A 16,066-nucleotide genomic window follows, 5' to 3' on the forward strand; every position below is an offset into this window, starting at 1 on the left:
GGTTCGCGGCAAAAGTGTGAATGCAGCTGGAGATAATTCCTGATGTTTCAGTATGGACCCGCCCGTGCGGGTTTACTGGCCGCTGCGAAAGGCCATCCACAGGCGGTTGCGTTGGCGCAGGTCGGAAAGCGCCATGCTGCGGTCGGCATACAGCCGCTTACGTACCTGGGTAGGCGGGTAGATGTCCGGGTCGTTGCGCACGGCTTCGTCCACCAAGGGCGTGGCTGCGCGATTGGCATTGGCGAAGAACAGCGTGTTGGTCAGTGCCGCAACCGACTCCGGCTTGAGCATGAAGGCGATGAACGCCCGGGCCGCTTCAGGGTGAGGCGCATCCTTGGGGATGACCAGGTTGTCTTGCCAGACCAAGGTGCCTTCCTGGGGGATGCGGTAGATCAGCTCGAACGGCTTGCCCGCACGGCGGGCCTGGTCGGCGGCCATCGCCGCATCGCCGTTGTAGGTCAGTGCCAGGCACACACTGCCGTTGGCCAGGTCGCTGATCTGCCGGCCGTTGGCGACATAGCGGATCGAAGGCTGCAGCTGGTTCAGCAGTTTCTGCGCCGCTGCAAGGTCGGTTTTGTCCTGGCTGTAGGGGTCCTTGCCCAGGTAGTTCAAGGTCAGGCCGATCACTTCCTGCGGCGAGTCGGGCATCGCGATGCCGCAGTCCTTCAGGCGGCTGGCGTATTCGGGCTTGAACAACAGGTCGAGGCTGTCCAGCGGCACATCGCCCAGGCGCTGGCGTACGGCCTCGACGTTCACCCCCAGGCCCAGCGTGCCCCAGGTATAAGGCACCGCATAGCGGTTGCCGGGGTCGGCCTCGGCCAGCTTGGCCAGCAGGTCCTGGTCGAGGTTGGCATAACCCGGCATGGCCTGGGCTTCGAGCGGCTGCAGGGCATTGGCCTTGAGGGCACGGGCCAGCACGGTGGATGACGGCACCACCACATCGTAGCCGCTACCCCCGGTCAGCAGCTTGGTCTCCAGCACCTCGGTGGTGTCGAAGGTGTCGTAGCGCACCTTGTAGCCGGTTTCGCGCTCGAAGCGCTGAAGGGTTTGCGGGGCGACGTAGTCGGCCCAGCTGTAGAGGTTGACTACCTTTTCCTGGGCCTGCAGCGGCAGGGCCAGGCACACGGACAACAGGCACAGCGATCGACGCATGACGGACACCTCGAAGGGGGGCTGCCCGTCACTGTAGCCCAAGGGTTTTCAGGCTGCGCCAATCAGTACGCCATGCTCCAGGTCAGGGTGTAGGTGCGCCCACGCCCCTGATAGTCGTACAGGTACGCTGGCCCATAGGTCGGTGCATAGAACAACGTCGCACGCTGCCCCCAGACCGTGCTGTACTGCTTGTCCAGCAAGTTCTGGATGCCTGCACTGAAGGTGCCGAAGCCGGTGTCCTGGCTGCCCAGCAGGTCGAAGGTGGTGTAGCCGTCGATTTCATGATCGGCATCGTCCTTGAGGCTGAACGCGTGGTTGGTCTGCAGCCGCGCACTGCGGCCATCGCCCTTCCAGCCGACGAACGCGGTGGACTTGGACAGCGACGCATAGCGGGCATCACGCTTGTTCCAGCCACCGTTGGCGGCCTCTTCTTCGGAACGGGTCAGGTGCAAGGTACCACCGGCCTCCCAACCGCTCTGGAAGTGACGGGTCAACGCACCTTCGAAACCAAAGTCGCGGCTCTTCTGCTCTTCGACGTTGATGGTCAGCGTTTGCGAGTCGACGTTGATGATCTTGTCCGACCAGATGTAATACAGCGCCGCCTGGGCGTCCCAGTCCAGGTCGGCAAAGCGCCAGCCGAGTTCGACCTGGCGGCTCTTGATACCGGCCAGCGAGTTGTCGGCGACGCTCAGGCCTGGCTTGCCGTAGTACTTGGCCGGGTCTGGCAGGTCGAAACCCTCACCGTAGTTGGTCCACAGCTGATGGCCATTCTTGAAGTCGTAGATGGCGCCGACGTTGTACAGGCTGACCTGATAATCGTTGCTGCCGCCGGGTACGCCTTTGAAATCGCTGACATCCACGTCCATCTGCTGGCGCCGCGCGCCACCGGACAAGGTCAGGTTGTCGGTGGCATGCCAGTCGAGCTGGGCGTACACCGACACACCGTCAACCCGGTAACTGGGGTAGCGCGCGGCCTTGCTGGCCTTGTCCATTTCCAGGCCACCGCTTTCGGATGACGTCAGGGCATCGAAGGTGGTCTGTTCGGCGTTGAAGCGCTCGCGGTCCAGGTCGACGCCGTAGGTCAGCTTGAGCGCATCCCATTGTTTGGCGAACAGGCCTTTGAGGCTGGTGACTTCGAAGTTCTGCTGTGATGCGGCGAAGTACACCCCGCGCGACCCGGTGGGGGTGGCGCGGTTGTAGTACGGAAACGGGTAGAAGTTGTCGTCTTCCTTGCGGTACGAGGCCTGCAGGTAGAAGTCCTGGCCCAGCACATCGGTGTGATGGTAGTTGGCGTTGAGCAACAGGCGCCGGGTGCGTGGCTCGAGGTCGGAGGAATAGCCGCTGCGCAGTTCGGCGTCTTCCAGGTCCGAGGGGGCGTTGTGGTTGAGGTTGGGGAAGTAGATACCCGTGCTGCCGTGGTTGCCCGAGTCGTAGTACTGGGCCAGCAGGTCCAGGCTCTGCTCGTCGGTCAGGGTCAGGCCCAAGGTGCCGAGCACGTCGATTGTGCGGTTGTACTGCAGGTCGGTCTGGGTATTGTCGATGAAGATCTGGTCGCCAGCGCCGTCGTAAAAGGCTTCATTCTGCTCGCCGGAGATGCCCAAACGGGCGCTGACCCGCTCGTTGCCGCCGCTGATCGACTGGGCGATGCGGGTGGCCAGGTCGTCACTGTTGTTGAAACCGCTGCTGGCACCTAATTGGGTCTCGAAGCGTGCCGGGCCGGGCTCGCCCTTCTTGGTCACGATGTTGATGATGCCGCCGGTGGCGCCACCCCCGTAGAGCGCACTGGCACCCGACAGCACTTCGACACGCTCGACGTTGAACGGCGAAATACTGTCGAACTGGCGCGACAGGCCGCGCGAGCTGTTCTGGCTGACCCCGTCGATCATCACCAGCACATTGCGCCCACGCATGTTCTGGCCGTAGTTGGTGCGCCCCTCTGGTGCCAGGTCCAGGCCCGGCACCAGCTTGCCGATGGCTTCCTTCAGGCTCACACCGCTGTCGATCTGCTCGCGCAGTTGCTGCTGGTCGACCACCCAGACGGTGCCGGGGATTTCACTGATGGCGGTGCTGGTGCGCGAGGCGACGCTGACTTCGATGGGCTTCAAGTTGACCGCTTGCGGCGCAGTGTCCGCCTTGCGCAGGGTGACGGTGCGGGCATCGCTGAACTGCCAGCCCATGCCGCTGCCGGCCAGCAACTGCTGCAACGCCTGCTCGATGCTGTAGCTGCCCTGCAAGGCCTGGCTATTCAGGCCCGCCACATCACCGGTGGTGTACAGCAAGTGCAAACCGGCCTGGTCGGCGAACGCCGTCAGGGCCTGGTCCAGCGGCTGGGCCGGCACGTCCAGCTGCACCTGGCGGGCTTCGACCTGGGCCGCTTGCGCAGCGGTCGAGGCCAACGCCTGCAGTGGGCCGGCCAACATGGCCAGGGCACTGCAAGACAGCAAGGCGTGATGGAGAGAGCCGCTGGGGCGGTGCAAGGGCTTGAGCGTAAGGGCCACAAATGAGCTTCCAGACAAGTCGTAAATGAGAATGAGTTGCTGATCAGTCCCACTACGACGATCTGGCCTGCATGAACTTGCAGCGGCAGATGAAAAATATTTCGATTATTTTTTGCAGGGTCAGTGCACCACGGCCAACCAGGGCAGGTAGGTGACCTTCAGGCCATAACGTTGCTCCAGGGTACGCAGCAGTGCCTGGGGCTCATCGAGGTCGAACACCCCGCTCACTTCCAGGGCGGCCAGCGTGGTATCGGACAGCAAAATGCGCCCCTGCTGGTAACGCTCAAGCTCCGCCAGCACCTGCCCCAGCGGCTTGCCGTTGAAAATCAGCTTGCCGCGCTGCCAGGCGGTCTGTGCACTGGCATCAGGCGACACCGGCACCCTGCGCTCACCCACCGTGGCCTCGCCTTGGGCCAGCACCACGCGGCCATCGCGGCGCACGCTGAACGTCGCCGCCGTGCCCCGCACCGCCTCGCCTGCGCTATCGACCACAAAGGGCCGTGCGTCGCTGGCCGTTTCGAACAAGGCCTCGCCAGCATTGAGCACCACTCGGCGCTCGCGGTCGGTAAATGCCACCGTCAAGGCACTGCCGCTGTTCAGCAGTACCCGCGAGCCATCGGCCAGGGTAATAGCCTGCCGCTGCCCCAGCCCGGTGTGGTAGTCCGCCAGCCAGATTGGGGCCTGCTGCCAGCCGGTAAAGCCTGCGGCCAGCAACACCACCGAGGCCGCCAAGCCTGCCGCCCAGTGCCGTCGGCGCCGCGCGGGTGGTGGCGCGACAACCTGGGCGGTCGGGGTGTGGCCAATGTCTTGCCACAGCGCTTGCGCCTCGCGCGCCGCCTCGGCATGCGCCGGGCTCAATGCGCACCAGCGCTGGTAGCGGGCGTGGTCCGCCGCCGTGGCATTGCCCGCGTGCAACAGCACCTGCCAATCGATGGCATCGTCGCTGAGGTCGCTGAGCGGTTGGGCTGCAGGCATGGCGTAAGGCTCAGTCATGGTTGTGTTTTAGCCAGTCACGGCAATGGCGCAGCGCCTGGCCGATGTATTTTGCCACCATGCTTTCGGAAACGCCCAGCCGTTGTGCAATCTGTGCCTGGGTCAGGCCTTCGATGCGGTTGAGCAACAGCGCCTGGCGGGCGTTGCTGGGCAACTGCAACAGCGCCTCGTCGAGTATCTGCAGGCGCTCGCGGGCAAGCAACGCCGCCTCGGGCGCCGGCGCCGGGCACGCCACCTCCCCTGTGCCATCGCTGTCATCGTGACGGGCAGCGTTGCGTTGCTCACGGCGCAAGGCATCGATCGCCAGGTTGCCCGCAACCCTAAAGATGAAACTGCGCGCGTGCAGCACCGGGACCGCTTGCTGGTCGATCTTCACCAGCTTCAGGTACGTCTCCTGCGCGACGTCGGCGGCGCGCTGGCGATCGCTCATGCGCCGGGTCAGGAACTGCAGGAGGTCGTCGTAGTGCTCCTGGAAACTCGCCAGCAGACCAGACACGGGAGACGTCAGCATGAGGTAGGATAAAGGCCAGTAAGAGGAATTGTCGGGCGTTAATGAGAAACAGTATCTTTCATTGTGCACGCCACTTTCAACGTCAGAGAGCATTTGCCACACTGACGCTTGAATTCTTCTGGCAAGGTTGCAATCCATGACTGCCCATTTGCACCGCTGTGCCCGCGGCTGCCTGGTACTGCTGTTGGCGTTCGGCCTCAGCGCCTGTGCGTTGTTCCAGGCGCGCGACCCGCTCAACATCAGCGTGATCGGCATCGAGCCGCTGCCCGGGCAAGAGCTGGAACTGCGCATGGCGGTGAAAATACGCGTACAGAACCCTAACGAAACCCCGATCGACTACAACGGCATCGCGCTCGACCTGCAGGTCAACGGCCAGCCGCTGGCCGCCGGTGTGAGTGACCAGCAGGGGCATATAGGCCGGTTCGACGAAGCGGTAATCGTGGTGCCGGTCAGCGTCACCGCGTTCTCCTTCCTGCGCCAAGCCTATGGCCTGGGCCAGCGCAATTCGCTGCAAGGGCTACCCTATGTACTGCGCGGCAAACTGGCAGGCGGGTTGCTGGGCACCGTCCGCTTCACCGACGAAGGCACGCTGGATTTGCCGACGGCTGCGGGCGCTGGCGGGTAGACAGCCTCAGCGGCTGTTGTTGGCGGCGGCCATCATCTTGTTGACCTCACTGCGCACCATACTGGCGTATTCGGGCGGCGACATGCCTTCAAGCTCGGCACGCACCCACTCGGCCCATTTGCCCTTGCGCCGTGGCTTTTCGGAAATCAGCCGGGCCGCTTCGCCCTTGGCCTTGCCCAGGTTGCTCTGCCACATTTCGAACAACCGCGCCTTCTCTGCCTCGATCTGCGCCCGTTCCTCGAAGCTCTTGTTGGCCAGATTGAAACTCATGAAGGTACCTGCCTGTTGAAAATGGCCGCTATCTTACACCGTAGCGACGCGTCACCGGAAAGCCGGCGCAACTTTCCCGACGCGCCGGCATCCATTGTTCACCCCCCCATTGACGAGGATGAGTTCATGGCCCGAAAAAACGCCGCACAAGCCGCCAGCGATCAGATCAAGGATCAGGTCTTCAGCGAACTGCAGGCATTGATCGAAGAATCCGAAAAGCTGCTCAACGACAGCGCAGCCCTGGTTGGCGAGGAGGCAGAAACCCTGCGCGCCCAAGTCAGCCTGAAGCTGCGCCAGGCCCGCCAGGCGGCGAGCAATGTGCGTGACAAGGCCCAGCCGGTGGTGGATGCCACCCAGGACTACATCGGCGGCCACCCCTGGCAGACCGTTGCCGTGTCCGCAGGTTTCGGCCTGGTGGTAGGCCTGTTGTTGGGCCGCCGTTACTAAGCAGCGCTAACGGCCGCAGCGCCGCCTGATGGGTTTCAGGCGGCCTGCGCCAGCGGGATACCGCTGTGGAAGCGCAGCTCCTGGTCCGGTGACTGGATCAGTTCGGCCTCGGCCTCACGTACCAGCTCCACCCGGCGGGCGATGTCCGCTGCCTCACCATACTGATGGGCCAGCTTCAGGTAGCCCTGGTAATGGCGCGCTTCACTTTTCAGCAAGCCGTGGTAGAAGGTACCCAGCTCTTCATCCAGATGCGGCACCAGTGCGGCAAAGCGCTCGCAACTGCGTGCTTCGATGAAGGCCCCCACCACCAGGGTATCCACCAGCTTGACCGGTTCATGGGCACGCACCAGGCGGCGCAGGCCCGAGGCATAACGCCCGGCCGACACCGGGCGCAAAGGCACACCCCGACGCTTCATCAGGCGCAACACCTGCTCATGGTGCACCAGCTCCTCGCGGGCCAGGCGCGACATCATGTTGATCAGGTCAAGGTGCGTGTTGTACTTGGCGATCAGGCTCAAGGCGGTGCTGGCGGCCTTGAACTCGCAGTTCTTGTGGTCGATCAGCAGGGTTTCCTGGTCGGCAAGCGCCGCTTCGATCCAGGCATCTGGGGTCGGGCAGCCAAGAAAGGCGTCGATTTCGGGGATCAAGGACATAAACGTGCAACCAGACAGAACAGGCAGGGCCGGCGATTATACCGGCGGCAAGCGGCAGCGCCAGTGACTATGCTTGATGTACATCAAGCGGCGGCGGGTGGGGCGCCGACTATAGTCAGGCATTGGCCGCCATCTTTGAACGGAGCTCAAGCCCATGCAAGCCGTCCGCAGCATCCTCGTCGTCCTCGACCCCGCGCATGCCCACAGCCGGGCCTTGACCCGCGCCAAGCTGATCGCGGGGGTGACCGGCGCGCGCCTGCACCTGTTGATGTGTGACAAGAAACAGGACCACAGCGCGCTGCTCAGCCTGCTGTGCAGCCAGTTGCACGATGACGGGTATGACAACGTGACCTCGGAGCAGGCCTGGCATGACACCCTTCACGAGTCGATCATCGCGGTGCAGCAAGCTGAAGGCTGCGAGCTGGTCATCAAGGAGCACCGGCCGGACAACCCCCTGAAAAAAGCACTGCTGACGCCCAGCGACTGGAAGTTGCTGCGCCTGTGCCCCAGCCCGGTGCTGATGGTAAAAACCGAGCGGCCATGGACGGGCGGGGTAATTCTGGCGGCCGTGGATGTCGGCAACCAGGATGAGGATCACCGCCGGTTGCACGCGAGCATCATCGACCATGGCTATGCCATTGCCGGCCTGGCGAAAGGTCAGTTGCACGTCATCAGTGCGCACCCCTCTCCCATGTTGTCGGCTGCGGACCCGGTCTACCAGCTCAGCGAGACCATTGCAGAGCGCTACCGCGAAGCCTGCCGCGCGTTTCAGGCCGAGTTCGACATCAGCGATGAACGCCTGCATGTCGCCGAAGGCCCGGCCGATGTGCTGATACCCCATACCGAGAAGAAGTTCGGCGCCGTGGTCACGGTGATCGGCACGGTGGCCCGCACGGGGATTTCTGGTGCATTGATCGGCAATACGTCGGAGGTGGTGCTCGACTCGCTCGAAGGGGATGTGCTGGTGCTCAAGAGCGAAGAAGCGATTGCCCACCTGACGGAACTGGCCCGCGAGTAGGCCCAGCACAGCGTCGGCATGCTTTTGTAGGAGCGGCCTTGCGTCGCGAAAGGGGCGCGAAGCGGCCCCGGCGATTTTTGCTGCGCCACAGAACCTGGGGCCGCTATGCGGCCCTTTCCGACCGGTCCGGCGCCCCGGCAAGGCCGCTCCTACACAGGCAAGGCGTTGCCTCGCGCGAAGGGCTAGGTCAGCGCCTCGCGCACTTTCGGGTCCAGACCTTCCCCGCCATTGGCCTCGCTCCACGCCATTAACTGCCGGCGCATCGCCGGCGTCCAGAAGCTCTGCAAGTGCTGCCTCACCCCCTGCACCGCCAGCACCCGGTTCGGTTCGCTGTCAAAATAATGGGCAATCTGATTAGCCATCTTGACCAGGTTGTCACTGCTCATCGGCGCACCTCGGCGTTCTCCGGTTGCTCGGCGGTGCGGCGCTCCTTGAGCAGGCGGCGCTGTTCGTCGCTGAAGTCCTGGTAGCGCTTCTGCCATTCAGACGGGTGGAACACCTTCACCACCTCCACCGCCGTCACCTTGTATTCAGGGCAGTTGGTGGCCCAGTCGGAGTTGTCGGTGGTGATCACGTTGGCACCTGACTCAGGGAAGTGGAATGTGGTGTACACCACCCCCGGCGCTACCCGCGCACTGACCTTGGCGCGCAGCACCGTCTGCCCGGCACGGCTGCCGATACCCACCCAGTCACCGTCGCGAATGCCACGGCTCTCGGCATCGGTCGGGTGCAGCTCCAGGCGGTCGGCATCATGCCAGGCAACGTTGCCGGTGCGCCGGGTCTGGGCGCCAACGTTGTACTGGCTGAGGATACGCCCGGTGGTCAGCAACAGCGGGTAGCGGCTGTTGACCTTCTCGTCGGTGGGCACGTAACCCGTGAGCATGAAGCGCCCCTTGCCGCGCACGAACTGGTCGATGTGCATGGTCGGCGTGCCATCGGGTGCGGCATCGTTGCACGGCCACTGCAGGCTGCCATGGCGGTCGAGCTCGGCGTAGCTGACGCGGTGGAAGGTCGGCGTCAGGCGGGCGATCTCGTCCATGATCTGGGACGGGTGGCGGTACTGCATCGGGTAGCCCAAGGCGTTGGCCAGGGCCACCGTGGCCTCCCAGTCGGCCTTGCCGGCCAGCGGCTCCATGACCTTGCGCACCCGCGAGATACGGCGCTCGGCATTGGTGAAGGTGCCGTCCTTTTCAAGGAACGAACTGCCCGGCAGGAACACGTGGGCGAACTTGGCCGTTTCGTTGAGGAAGATGTCCTGCACCACCACACACTCCATGGCATGCAGGGCCGCAGTGACGTGCTGGGTGTTGGGGTCGCTCTGGGCGATGTCCTCACCCTGGCAGTACAGCGCCTTGAAGCTGCCATCCAGGGCCGCCTCGAACATGTTGGGAATGCGCAGGCCCGGGTCGGGCTGCAAGGTCACGCCCCAGGCCCGCTCGAATTCGGCACGTACCCCTTCGTTGGAGATATGCCGGTAGCCGGGCAGTTCATGCGGGAACGAGCCCATGTCGCACGAACCCTGCACGTTGTTCTGCCCACGCAGCGGGTTCACCCCTACCCCTTCGCGGCCAATGTTGCCGGTGGCCATGGCCAGGTTGGCGATGCCCATCACCGCGGTGCTGCCCTGGCTGTGCTCGGTGACACCCAGGCCGTAGTAGATGGCCGCGTTGCCGCCGGTGGCGTACAGCCGGGCTGCGGCGCGGATCTGCTCGGCGGGCACGCCGCAGACCGGGCCGAGTACTTCCGGCGCGTTCTCTGGCAGGCTGACGAAGTCGCGCCAGCGGGCGAAGTCCTCGGTCTCGCAGCGCGCGTCGATAAAGCGCTGGGCCAGCAAGCCTTCACTGACGATCACGTGGGCCAGGGCGTTGAGCATGGCCACGTTGGTGCCAGGGCGCAGTTGCAGGTGCAGCTCGGCGCGGGCGTGGGGCGAGTCGACCAGGTCGATGCGCCGTGGGTCGATGACGATCAGCCGCGCGCCCTGGCGCAGGCGGCGCTTGAGCTGCGAGCCGAACACCGGGTGGGCATCGGTGGGGTTGGCGCCAATCACCAGGACCACGTCGGCCTGCATTACCGAATCGAAGCTCTGGGTACCGGCCGATTCACCGAGGGTCTGCTTGAGGCCGTAGCCGGTGGGTGAATGGCACACCCGGGCGCAGGTGTCGACGTTGTTGTTGCCAAACGCCACGCGCACCAGTTTCTGCACCAGGTAGGCTTCTTCGTTGGTGCAGCGGCTGGAGGTGATGCCGCCAATCGAATCACGCCCGTACTTGAGCTGAATGCGCCGGAACTCGCTGGCCGCGTAGTTTACCGCCTCTTCCCAGCTGACTTCCTGCCACGGGTCTTCGAGGCGCTTGCGGATCATCGGCTTGGTGATGCGGTCCGGGTGGGTGGCATAGCCCCAGGCGAAGCGGCCCTTGACGCAGGCGTGGCCATGGTTGGCGCCGCCGTTCTTGTCCGGGACCATGCGCACCAGCTGGTCGCCCTTCATCTCGGCACGGAACGAGCAGCCGACACCGCAGTAGGCGCAGGTGGTGATCACCGCACGTTCGGGCTGGCCGAGCTGCACCAGGCTCTTTTCGGTCAAGGTGGCGGTCGGGCACGCCTGCACGCAAGCACCGCACGACACGCACTCGGAGGCCAGGAAGTTATCGCCCCCGGCCGCCGCCACCCGCGAGTCGAAACCACGCCCTGTGATGGTCAGGGCAAAGGTGCCCTGGATGTCTTCGCAGGCACGCACGCAGCGGCTGCAGACGATGCATTTGCTGGGCTCGTAGTCGAAGTACGGGTTGGAGACGTCCTTCTTCTCAGCCAGGTGATTGGCGCCGTCGTAGCCGTAGCGGACCTCACGCAGCCCCACCTGACCGGCGACGGTCTGCAGTTCGCAGTTACCGTTGGCCGAGCAGGTCAGGCAGTCCAGCGGGTGGTCGGAGATGTACAGCTCCATCACATTGCGCCGTAGCCCGGCCAGGCGCGGGGTTTCGGTGCGCACCACCATGCCTTCGCTGACAGGGGTGGTGCAGGAGGCGGGATACCCCCGCATGCCGTCGATTTCCACCATGCACATGCGGCACGAGCCGAACGCTTCAAGGCTGTCGGTGGCGCACAGCTTGGGGATGCTGGTGCCGAGCATGGCGGCGGCGCGCATCACCGAGGTACCGGCCGGCACGCTGATCGCGCGGCCGTCAATGTTCAGGCTGACCTGCACCTGGCTGTCGCGGGCCGGGGTGCCAAGATCGGTCTCGGGGTCGAAAAAATTGATCACTGTGCGGCCTCCGTCTGAGTCAGACCGAAATCGGCGGGGAAGTACTTGAGCGCGCTGGCCACGGGGTAGGCCGTCATCCCGCCCATGGCGCACAGCGAGCCGTACTGCATCGTGTCGCAGAGGTCGCGCAACAGCAGGGCGTGGTCGTGGCGTTCGGTGAAATCGGTGCTGGCGATCAGCCGATCCACCACCTCCATGCCACGGGTCGAGCCGATGCGGCAGGGGGTGCACTTGCCGCAGGATTCCTCGGCGCAAAACTGCAGGGCGAAGCGCGCCATGCTGGCCATGTTGAGGGTATCATCGGCCACCACCACACCGCCGTGGCCCAGCATCGCGCCCATCGCGGCGAAGGCTTCATAGTCCAGCGGCGTGTCGAAGTGGCTGGGCGGCACCCAGGCACCGAGCGGCCCACCGACCTGCGCGGCCTTCAGTGGCCGGCCGCTGGCGGTACCACCGCCATAGCCTTCCACCAGCTCGCGCAGGGTCAGGCCGAACGCCCGCTCCACCAGGCCACCGTGGCGGATATTGCCGGCCAGCTGAAACGGCATGGTGCCCAGCGAGCGGCCCATGCCGAAGTCGCGGTAGAACGCAGCGCCCTTGGCCAGGATGATCGGCACCGAGGCCAGGGTAAGTACGTTGTGCACCAGGGTCGGCAAGCCGAACAGGCCCTGCAGGGCCGGCAATGGCGGCTTGGCGCGGACGATGCCGCGCTTGCCTTCAAGGGACTCCAGCAGCGCGGTTTCTTCGCCGCAGATATAAGCGCCAGCGCCAACCCGTACTTCCAGGTCGAAGGCCTTGCCGCTGCCGGCCACGTTCACACCGAGGTAACCGGCGTCACGGGCGATGGCAAAGGCCTGGTCCAGCACGCGAATGGCGTCGGGGTATTCCGAGCGCACGTAGATGTAACCTTTGTCGGCCCCCACGGCCAGGCCGGCGATGATCATGCCTTCGATCAGCAGAAACGGATCGCCTTCCATCAGCATACGGTCGGCAAAGGTACCGGAGTCGCCTTCGTCGGCGTTGCAGACCACGTACTTCTGCCCGGCCCCGGCATCGCGCACGGTGCGCCATTTGATGCCAGCCGGGAACGCCGCACCGCCACGGCCGCGCAGGCCGGAATCAAGCACCGCAGCAACCACCTCGGCGCCGTCCAGCGCCACCGCGTGTTGCAACCCGGCAAAGCCGCCGTGGGCACGGTAGTCATCCAGCGACAGCGGCCGGGTTACGCCGGCCCGGGCGAACAGCAGGCGTTGCTGGCTTTTCAGATAAGGGATTTGCTCAACCGGCCCCAAGGCCAGGGCATGCTCGTGGGCCTCGCCTGCCAAGGCATCGAGTAGCGCCGGCACATCGTGCACCGTGACCGGGCCGAAACCCTGGCGCCCCTGTGCGGTTTCGCATTCAAGCAGCGGCTCCAGCCAGTACAGGCCACGCGAACTGGTGCGCTGGATATCGACCGCCAACTGCCGGCGTTCGGCCTCGCGCTGCACGGCCTCGGCAACCTGATCGGCACCCACGGCGCGGGCTACCGAATCACAGGGGATGAACACCTTCAACATGTTTCGCCCTCCAGGCAACCGTTTACCAGGGCACGCAGGCGCTCAGGCGTGAGGCGTGCGTGCAATTGGCCGTCCAGCTCCAGTGCTGGCGAGCAGGCGCAGGCACCCAGGCAGTACACCGGGCGCAGGCTGATGGCGCCGTCGGCGCTGGTGCCATGGTCGTCCAGCGCCAATTGGTCGCGCAGTTGCGCGGCCAAGGCCTCGGCGCCACGGCTCTGGCATGACTCGGCCCGGCACAGGCGCAAGGTATGGCGTGCAGGTGGCGTGGTACGGAAGTCGTGGTAGAAGCTGATCACCCCGCGCACCTCGGCCAGGCTGAGGTTCAGGGCATGGGCAATTTCGGCGACAGCGGCATCGGGGACGAAGCCGATGCCTTGCTGAATGGCGTGAAGGATCGGCAACAGGGCGCCGGGGGTCTCCTTTTCACGGGCCAGGATGCTGTGGATCAAAGGCAGGTGGAGCAGTTCATCAGGCATACAGCGGACCTCGGCATCACGGACCCTGCCTTGGCGTTGTAGGGGCAGGGGCCGGCGTGTTCTGCTGCGGCGTACCGGCCACGTCACGGTTGCGTGGTGTCGGCAGCCTCCTTGCCCATGGCCGTGCGTCTGCGCGCACTGGCCCGAGGGCATCCTGCAAGCATGGCACTTGTGGCGGCGCAGGGTTGCATGCGAACGACCAGGCGCATCCTGAAACCGACGTGAGGTTCAGGGGGGGTCAGCTGCCCCGCTTCGCGGCCCGTCAGTCCAGCACGACATGCGGCAAAAACCGCGAACTGTCCTTGGTAATCAGGGAGTCATCCTCACGAATACCGATACCCGCCGCAGTGTCACCGACGACCCACGAACCGATCAGCGTGTAGCTGTCAGCAAACCTGGGCAACGGCGCAAACCCTTGCAGGATGTACGGCGCATCGTTGTAGGGCCCGTCTTCGAACACCCGCTGCCCCTCGCCGGTGCGAATGTCCACATTGGCCCCTTCCCGCGAGAAATACGGCTTGCGTACCCAGCCCTTGGGCACAGGCCGCGAAGGGTTATCGTCGATGAAGGCCGGCAACAGGTTGGGGTGACCTGGGTGCCATTCCCACAGCAACGGCAAGATGCCCTTGTTGGAGATCAACGCCTTCCACGGCGGCTCGATGAACTGCGTGTCACAACCTGGGATGGCCTTGCCGAAGGCTTCGTGGAAGATGTGCTCCCAGGCGTGCAGCTTGAACAAGCGCTGAATCGGCTGCCCCTCCAGGTCAACGAAACGCCCTTCGCCATTCAGGCCGATGTCCTCCAGGTCGATATGCCGGGTGGAAATACCGGCGTGCGCGGCCATCTTGCGCAAAAAGTCCGTTGTGCCACGGTCCTCTACCGAGCCCGAGATGGTCGAGAAGTAGAACGTGCCCTGCCCCTGCTGCGCGGCAAACGCCTGAATGAGGTCTTCGGCCAGGGTATTGAACTGGCTGGCATGCGCGGGCAGAACGCCCCGCTGGATCTGCTCTTCAAGCCAGATCAACTGGAATGCCGCCGCCTCGTACAGCGAGGTAGGCGTGTCGTAGTTGGCCTCGATCAGTTTCGCCGGGCCATGGCCGTCATAGCTGAAGTCAAAGCGCCCATACAGATGCGGCTGCCGCGCTAGCCACGATTGCCGCACCAGGTCAAAGAATGCCGCAGGAATGGCCAGGCGCGTCATCAGCGCCTCGCTGTCGACGATACGATCAACGGCGTCCAGGCACATCGCGTGCAGTGCTTCGGTCGGGGCCTGCAAGTCGCGCTCGACCTGGGCCTGGCTGAATTGGTAGTAGCCCCGCTCGTCCCAGTAGCGCTCGCCATCGAGGGTGTGGAAGGCAAAGCCCTCTTGTTGGGCAGTGGCGCGCCAGCCTGGGCGCTCTGCGAGCTCGACCTTGCGCATGCCTACCCCCCGAAGAAGCTGCCAGACTTGCCGCCCCAGCCACTGCGGGCCGTGGCCTGGCTGCCAAAGCCACCCCGCGAGATGGACGCAGAGACGGCCGAGCGCGACGCCGTGCGGCCTGAGGCGCCATAGCCAGCACCGCCGCCTCCGGACGAACCGCCACTGCTGCTCTGCTCGTCCTTGTTGGTGCGCTGAATGCCCCCGGCGGAACCATATCGCTGCCCAAGCAGGCCATTGCGCTGCCCGGCGCCATCGCGGTAGGTATACAGCGGCTGCGCGCGATAACGGCGGTCGGCGCTGTTGGTCATCTGCCCCAGCAGCATGCCAGCGACCACGGCGGTGGCGACATGGCCATAGCCGCCGCCCTGAGCGTGGGCCGCATCGACCTGGGACTGGGTGACTTCACCTGCGGTGTCCAGCTCGAACCCGCTCATGCGGGGCATGTAACGGCCACCGGCGCCTATCTGGCAACCGTCAGGGGCGAATTCGGCTTCGCAGTCGGGCTTCGATACATAGGTCGGGGCGGTGCGCCGGTACTCGGCCAGCGCCTGCTTGTAGGCATCGTTGCACGCCTTCTCCGGCACCTTGTCGTTGACGCAGGCTTCGACATTGCCGTAGTTCACCTGCTGGCTGACGGTGTAGGTTTCCTCTTGCGGGCTGCACGCGGTCAACGCCAAGGGCAGCGAGCTGGCCAGCACCAGCTTGACGGAGCTTCGTCTCATTGGGGATTTCATGGGGGCTCCTAGTGCGTCAGGCCGACGGGGTCATGCAAGCCGAATTGAGTAAGCCGACGCTGATCGCCACGCTGGCAGCGTAGATGGCAGCGGCCAGTTCGCCTGCGGCGATACGCCTGGACAGGCCGCGCAGCACCAGGCTGGTAAGGCCGAAGGCAAGCAACTGCACCACCGCGGCGATCACAACCCAGGCCACCACGTCGAGGATGCCGACGCTGTAGGCGATGATATTGCTGGCCGGCAGCGAAAAGCCGATCAGCGAGCCGCCCAGGGCAATGGCCGCGGCCGGGTTGTTCTCACGAATGAGCGCGAACTCGCGGTGCGGTGTAAGGCGGGTATAGATGAACTGGAACAGCCAGAACAGCAACAGTGCCACGCTGATATAAAGGATGAAGCCAGTCACTGCAGTGGCATTGAGCGACAGGCGGAGAGCGTCGAGCATGGTGAGTCC

The 16,066-nt window shown here is 64.7% G+C and carries 15 protein-coding genes and 1 pseudogene; 3 read left to right on the forward strand and 13 right to left on the reverse strand.

Features of this window, described 5'->3' with window-relative positions; all coding sequences use genetic code 11:
* Positions 1–72: 72 nt before the first annotated feature.
* From DJ563_RS12600 to DJ563_RS12615, 4 genes and pseudogenes are all read right to left on the reverse strand, one after another.
* Positions 73–1,152, reverse strand: a complete 1,080-nt coding sequence (locus tag DJ563_RS12600; RefSeq protein ID WP_274098136.1) for a polyamine ABC transporter substrate-binding protein — start codon at positions 1,150–1,152, stop codon at positions 73–75.
* A gap of 62 nt (positions 1,153–1,214) precedes the next feature.
* On the reverse strand, positions 1,215–3,650 hold the full coding sequence (locus DJ563_RS12605; protein ID WP_434519623.1) for a TonB-dependent receptor: 2,436 nt from the start codon (positions 3,648–3,650) through the stop codon (positions 1,215–1,217).
* Positions 3,651–3,770: 120 nt separating this feature from the next.
* Positions 3,771–4,643 (reverse strand): FecR family protein, encoded by an 873-nt coding sequence (locus DJ563_RS12610; protein ID WP_434519624.1) that lies wholly within the window; start codon positions 4,641–4,643, stop codon positions 3,771–3,773.
* Between the two features lie 4 nt (positions 4,644–4,647).
* Positions 4,648–5,154, reverse strand: a pseudogene (locus tag DJ563_RS12615) (RNA polymerase sigma factor); the annotation flags it as partial.
* Between the two features lie 136 nt (positions 5,155–5,290).
* On the opposite strand from DJ563_RS12615, the gene DJ563_RS12620 reads away from it, so the two are divergent.
* Positions 5,291–5,779 carry an LEA type 2 family protein gene (locus DJ563_RS12620; RefSeq protein ID WP_274100617.1) on the forward strand — a complete coding sequence of 163 codons (489 nt, stop codon included), beginning with the start codon at positions 5,291–5,293 and terminating at the stop codon, positions 5,777–5,779.
* 6 nt (positions 5,780–5,785) lie between these two features.
* Here DJ563_RS12620 and DJ563_RS12625 read toward each other — a convergent pair whose 3' ends face one another.
* The gene (locus DJ563_RS12625; RefSeq protein WP_186661176.1) at positions 5,786–6,049 is read right to left on the reverse strand and encodes a hypothetical protein; all 264 of its coding nucleotides are present in this window, start codon (positions 6,047–6,049) and stop codon (positions 5,786–5,788) included.
* A 126-nt stretch (positions 6,050–6,175) separates the two neighbouring features.
* Here DJ563_RS12625 and DJ563_RS12630 point away from each other — a divergent pair, with 126 nt between their 5' ends.
* Positions 6,176–6,496 (forward strand): DUF883 family protein, encoded by a 321-nt coding sequence (locus DJ563_RS12630; RefSeq protein WP_033700349.1) that lies wholly within the window; start codon positions 6,176–6,178, stop codon positions 6,494–6,496.
* 35 nt (positions 6,497–6,531) lie between these two features.
* Here the strand turns inward: DJ563_RS12630 and DJ563_RS12635 are convergent, their stop codons facing one another.
* Complete coding sequence (locus DJ563_RS12635) at positions 6,532–7,149, reverse strand: tRNA-(ms[2]io[6]A)-hydroxylase (protein ID WP_047583899.1); 618 nt, start codon at positions 7,147–7,149, stop codon at positions 6,532–6,534.
* Positions 7,150–7,303: 154 nt separating this feature from the next.
* Here DJ563_RS12635 and DJ563_RS12640 point away from each other — a divergent pair, with 154 nt between their 5' ends.
* Positions 7,304–8,167 carry a universal stress protein gene (locus DJ563_RS12640; protein ID WP_274100618.1) on the forward strand — a complete coding sequence of 288 codons (864 nt, stop codon included), beginning with the start codon at positions 7,304–7,306 and terminating at the stop codon, positions 8,165–8,167.
* 182 nt (positions 8,168–8,349) lie between these two features.
* Here the strand turns inward: DJ563_RS12640 and DJ563_RS12645 are convergent, their stop codons facing one another.
* The 7 genes from DJ563_RS12645 to DJ563_RS12675 form a co-directional block, all read right to left on the reverse strand.
* Positions 8,350–8,553 (reverse strand): formate dehydrogenase subunit delta, encoded by a 204-nt coding sequence (locus tag DJ563_RS12645; protein WP_274099421.1) that lies wholly within the window; start codon positions 8,551–8,553, stop codon positions 8,350–8,352.
* Positions 8,550–11,429, reverse strand: coding sequence for a formate dehydrogenase subunit alpha (fdhF, locus tag DJ563_RS12650; protein ID WP_033700357.1), 2,880 nt, complete (start codon positions 11,427–11,429; stop codon positions 8,550–8,552). The genes DJ563_RS12645 and fdhF overlap by 4 nt, the downstream gene beginning before the upstream one ends.
* On the reverse strand, positions 11,426–12,985 hold the full coding sequence (locus DJ563_RS12655; RefSeq protein WP_274099422.1) for a formate dehydrogenase beta subunit: 1,560 nt from the start codon (positions 12,983–12,985) through the stop codon (positions 11,426–11,428). The genes fdhF and DJ563_RS12655 overlap by 4 nt, the downstream gene beginning before the upstream one ends.
* The gene (locus DJ563_RS12660) at positions 12,979–13,461 is read right to left on the reverse strand and encodes a formate dehydrogenase subunit gamma (RefSeq protein ID WP_033700360.1); all 483 of its coding nucleotides are present in this window, start codon (positions 13,459–13,461) and stop codon (positions 12,979–12,981) included. The genes DJ563_RS12655 and DJ563_RS12660 overlap by 7 nt, the downstream gene beginning before the upstream one ends.
* Positions 13,462–13,723: 262 nt before the next feature.
* The gene (locus tag DJ563_RS12665; protein WP_274099423.1) at positions 13,724–14,881 is read right to left on the reverse strand and encodes a glutathionylspermidine synthase family protein; all 1,158 of its coding nucleotides are present in this window, start codon (positions 14,879–14,881) and stop codon (positions 13,724–13,726) included.
* A 2-nt stretch (positions 14,882–14,883) separates the two neighbouring features.
* Positions 14,884–15,603 carry a DUF1190 domain-containing protein gene (locus DJ563_RS12670; RefSeq protein WP_274099424.1) on the reverse strand — a complete coding sequence of 240 codons (720 nt, stop codon included), beginning with the start codon at positions 15,601–15,603 and terminating at the stop codon, positions 14,884–14,886.
* 28 nt (positions 15,604–15,631) lie between these two features.
* Complete coding sequence (locus DJ563_RS12675) at positions 15,632–16,057, reverse strand: DUF350 domain-containing protein (RefSeq protein WP_033700365.1); 426 nt, start codon at positions 16,055–16,057, stop codon at positions 15,632–15,634.
* Positions 16,058–16,066: the final 9 nt, after the last annotated feature.

Origin of the sequence: Pseudomonas sp. NFX1 (genome assembly GCF_051123555.1) — a bacterium.
GTDB classification, from domain to species: Bacteria; Pseudomonadota; Gammaproteobacteria; order Pseudomonadales; family Pseudomonadaceae; genus Aquipseudomonas; species Aquipseudomonas capeferrum.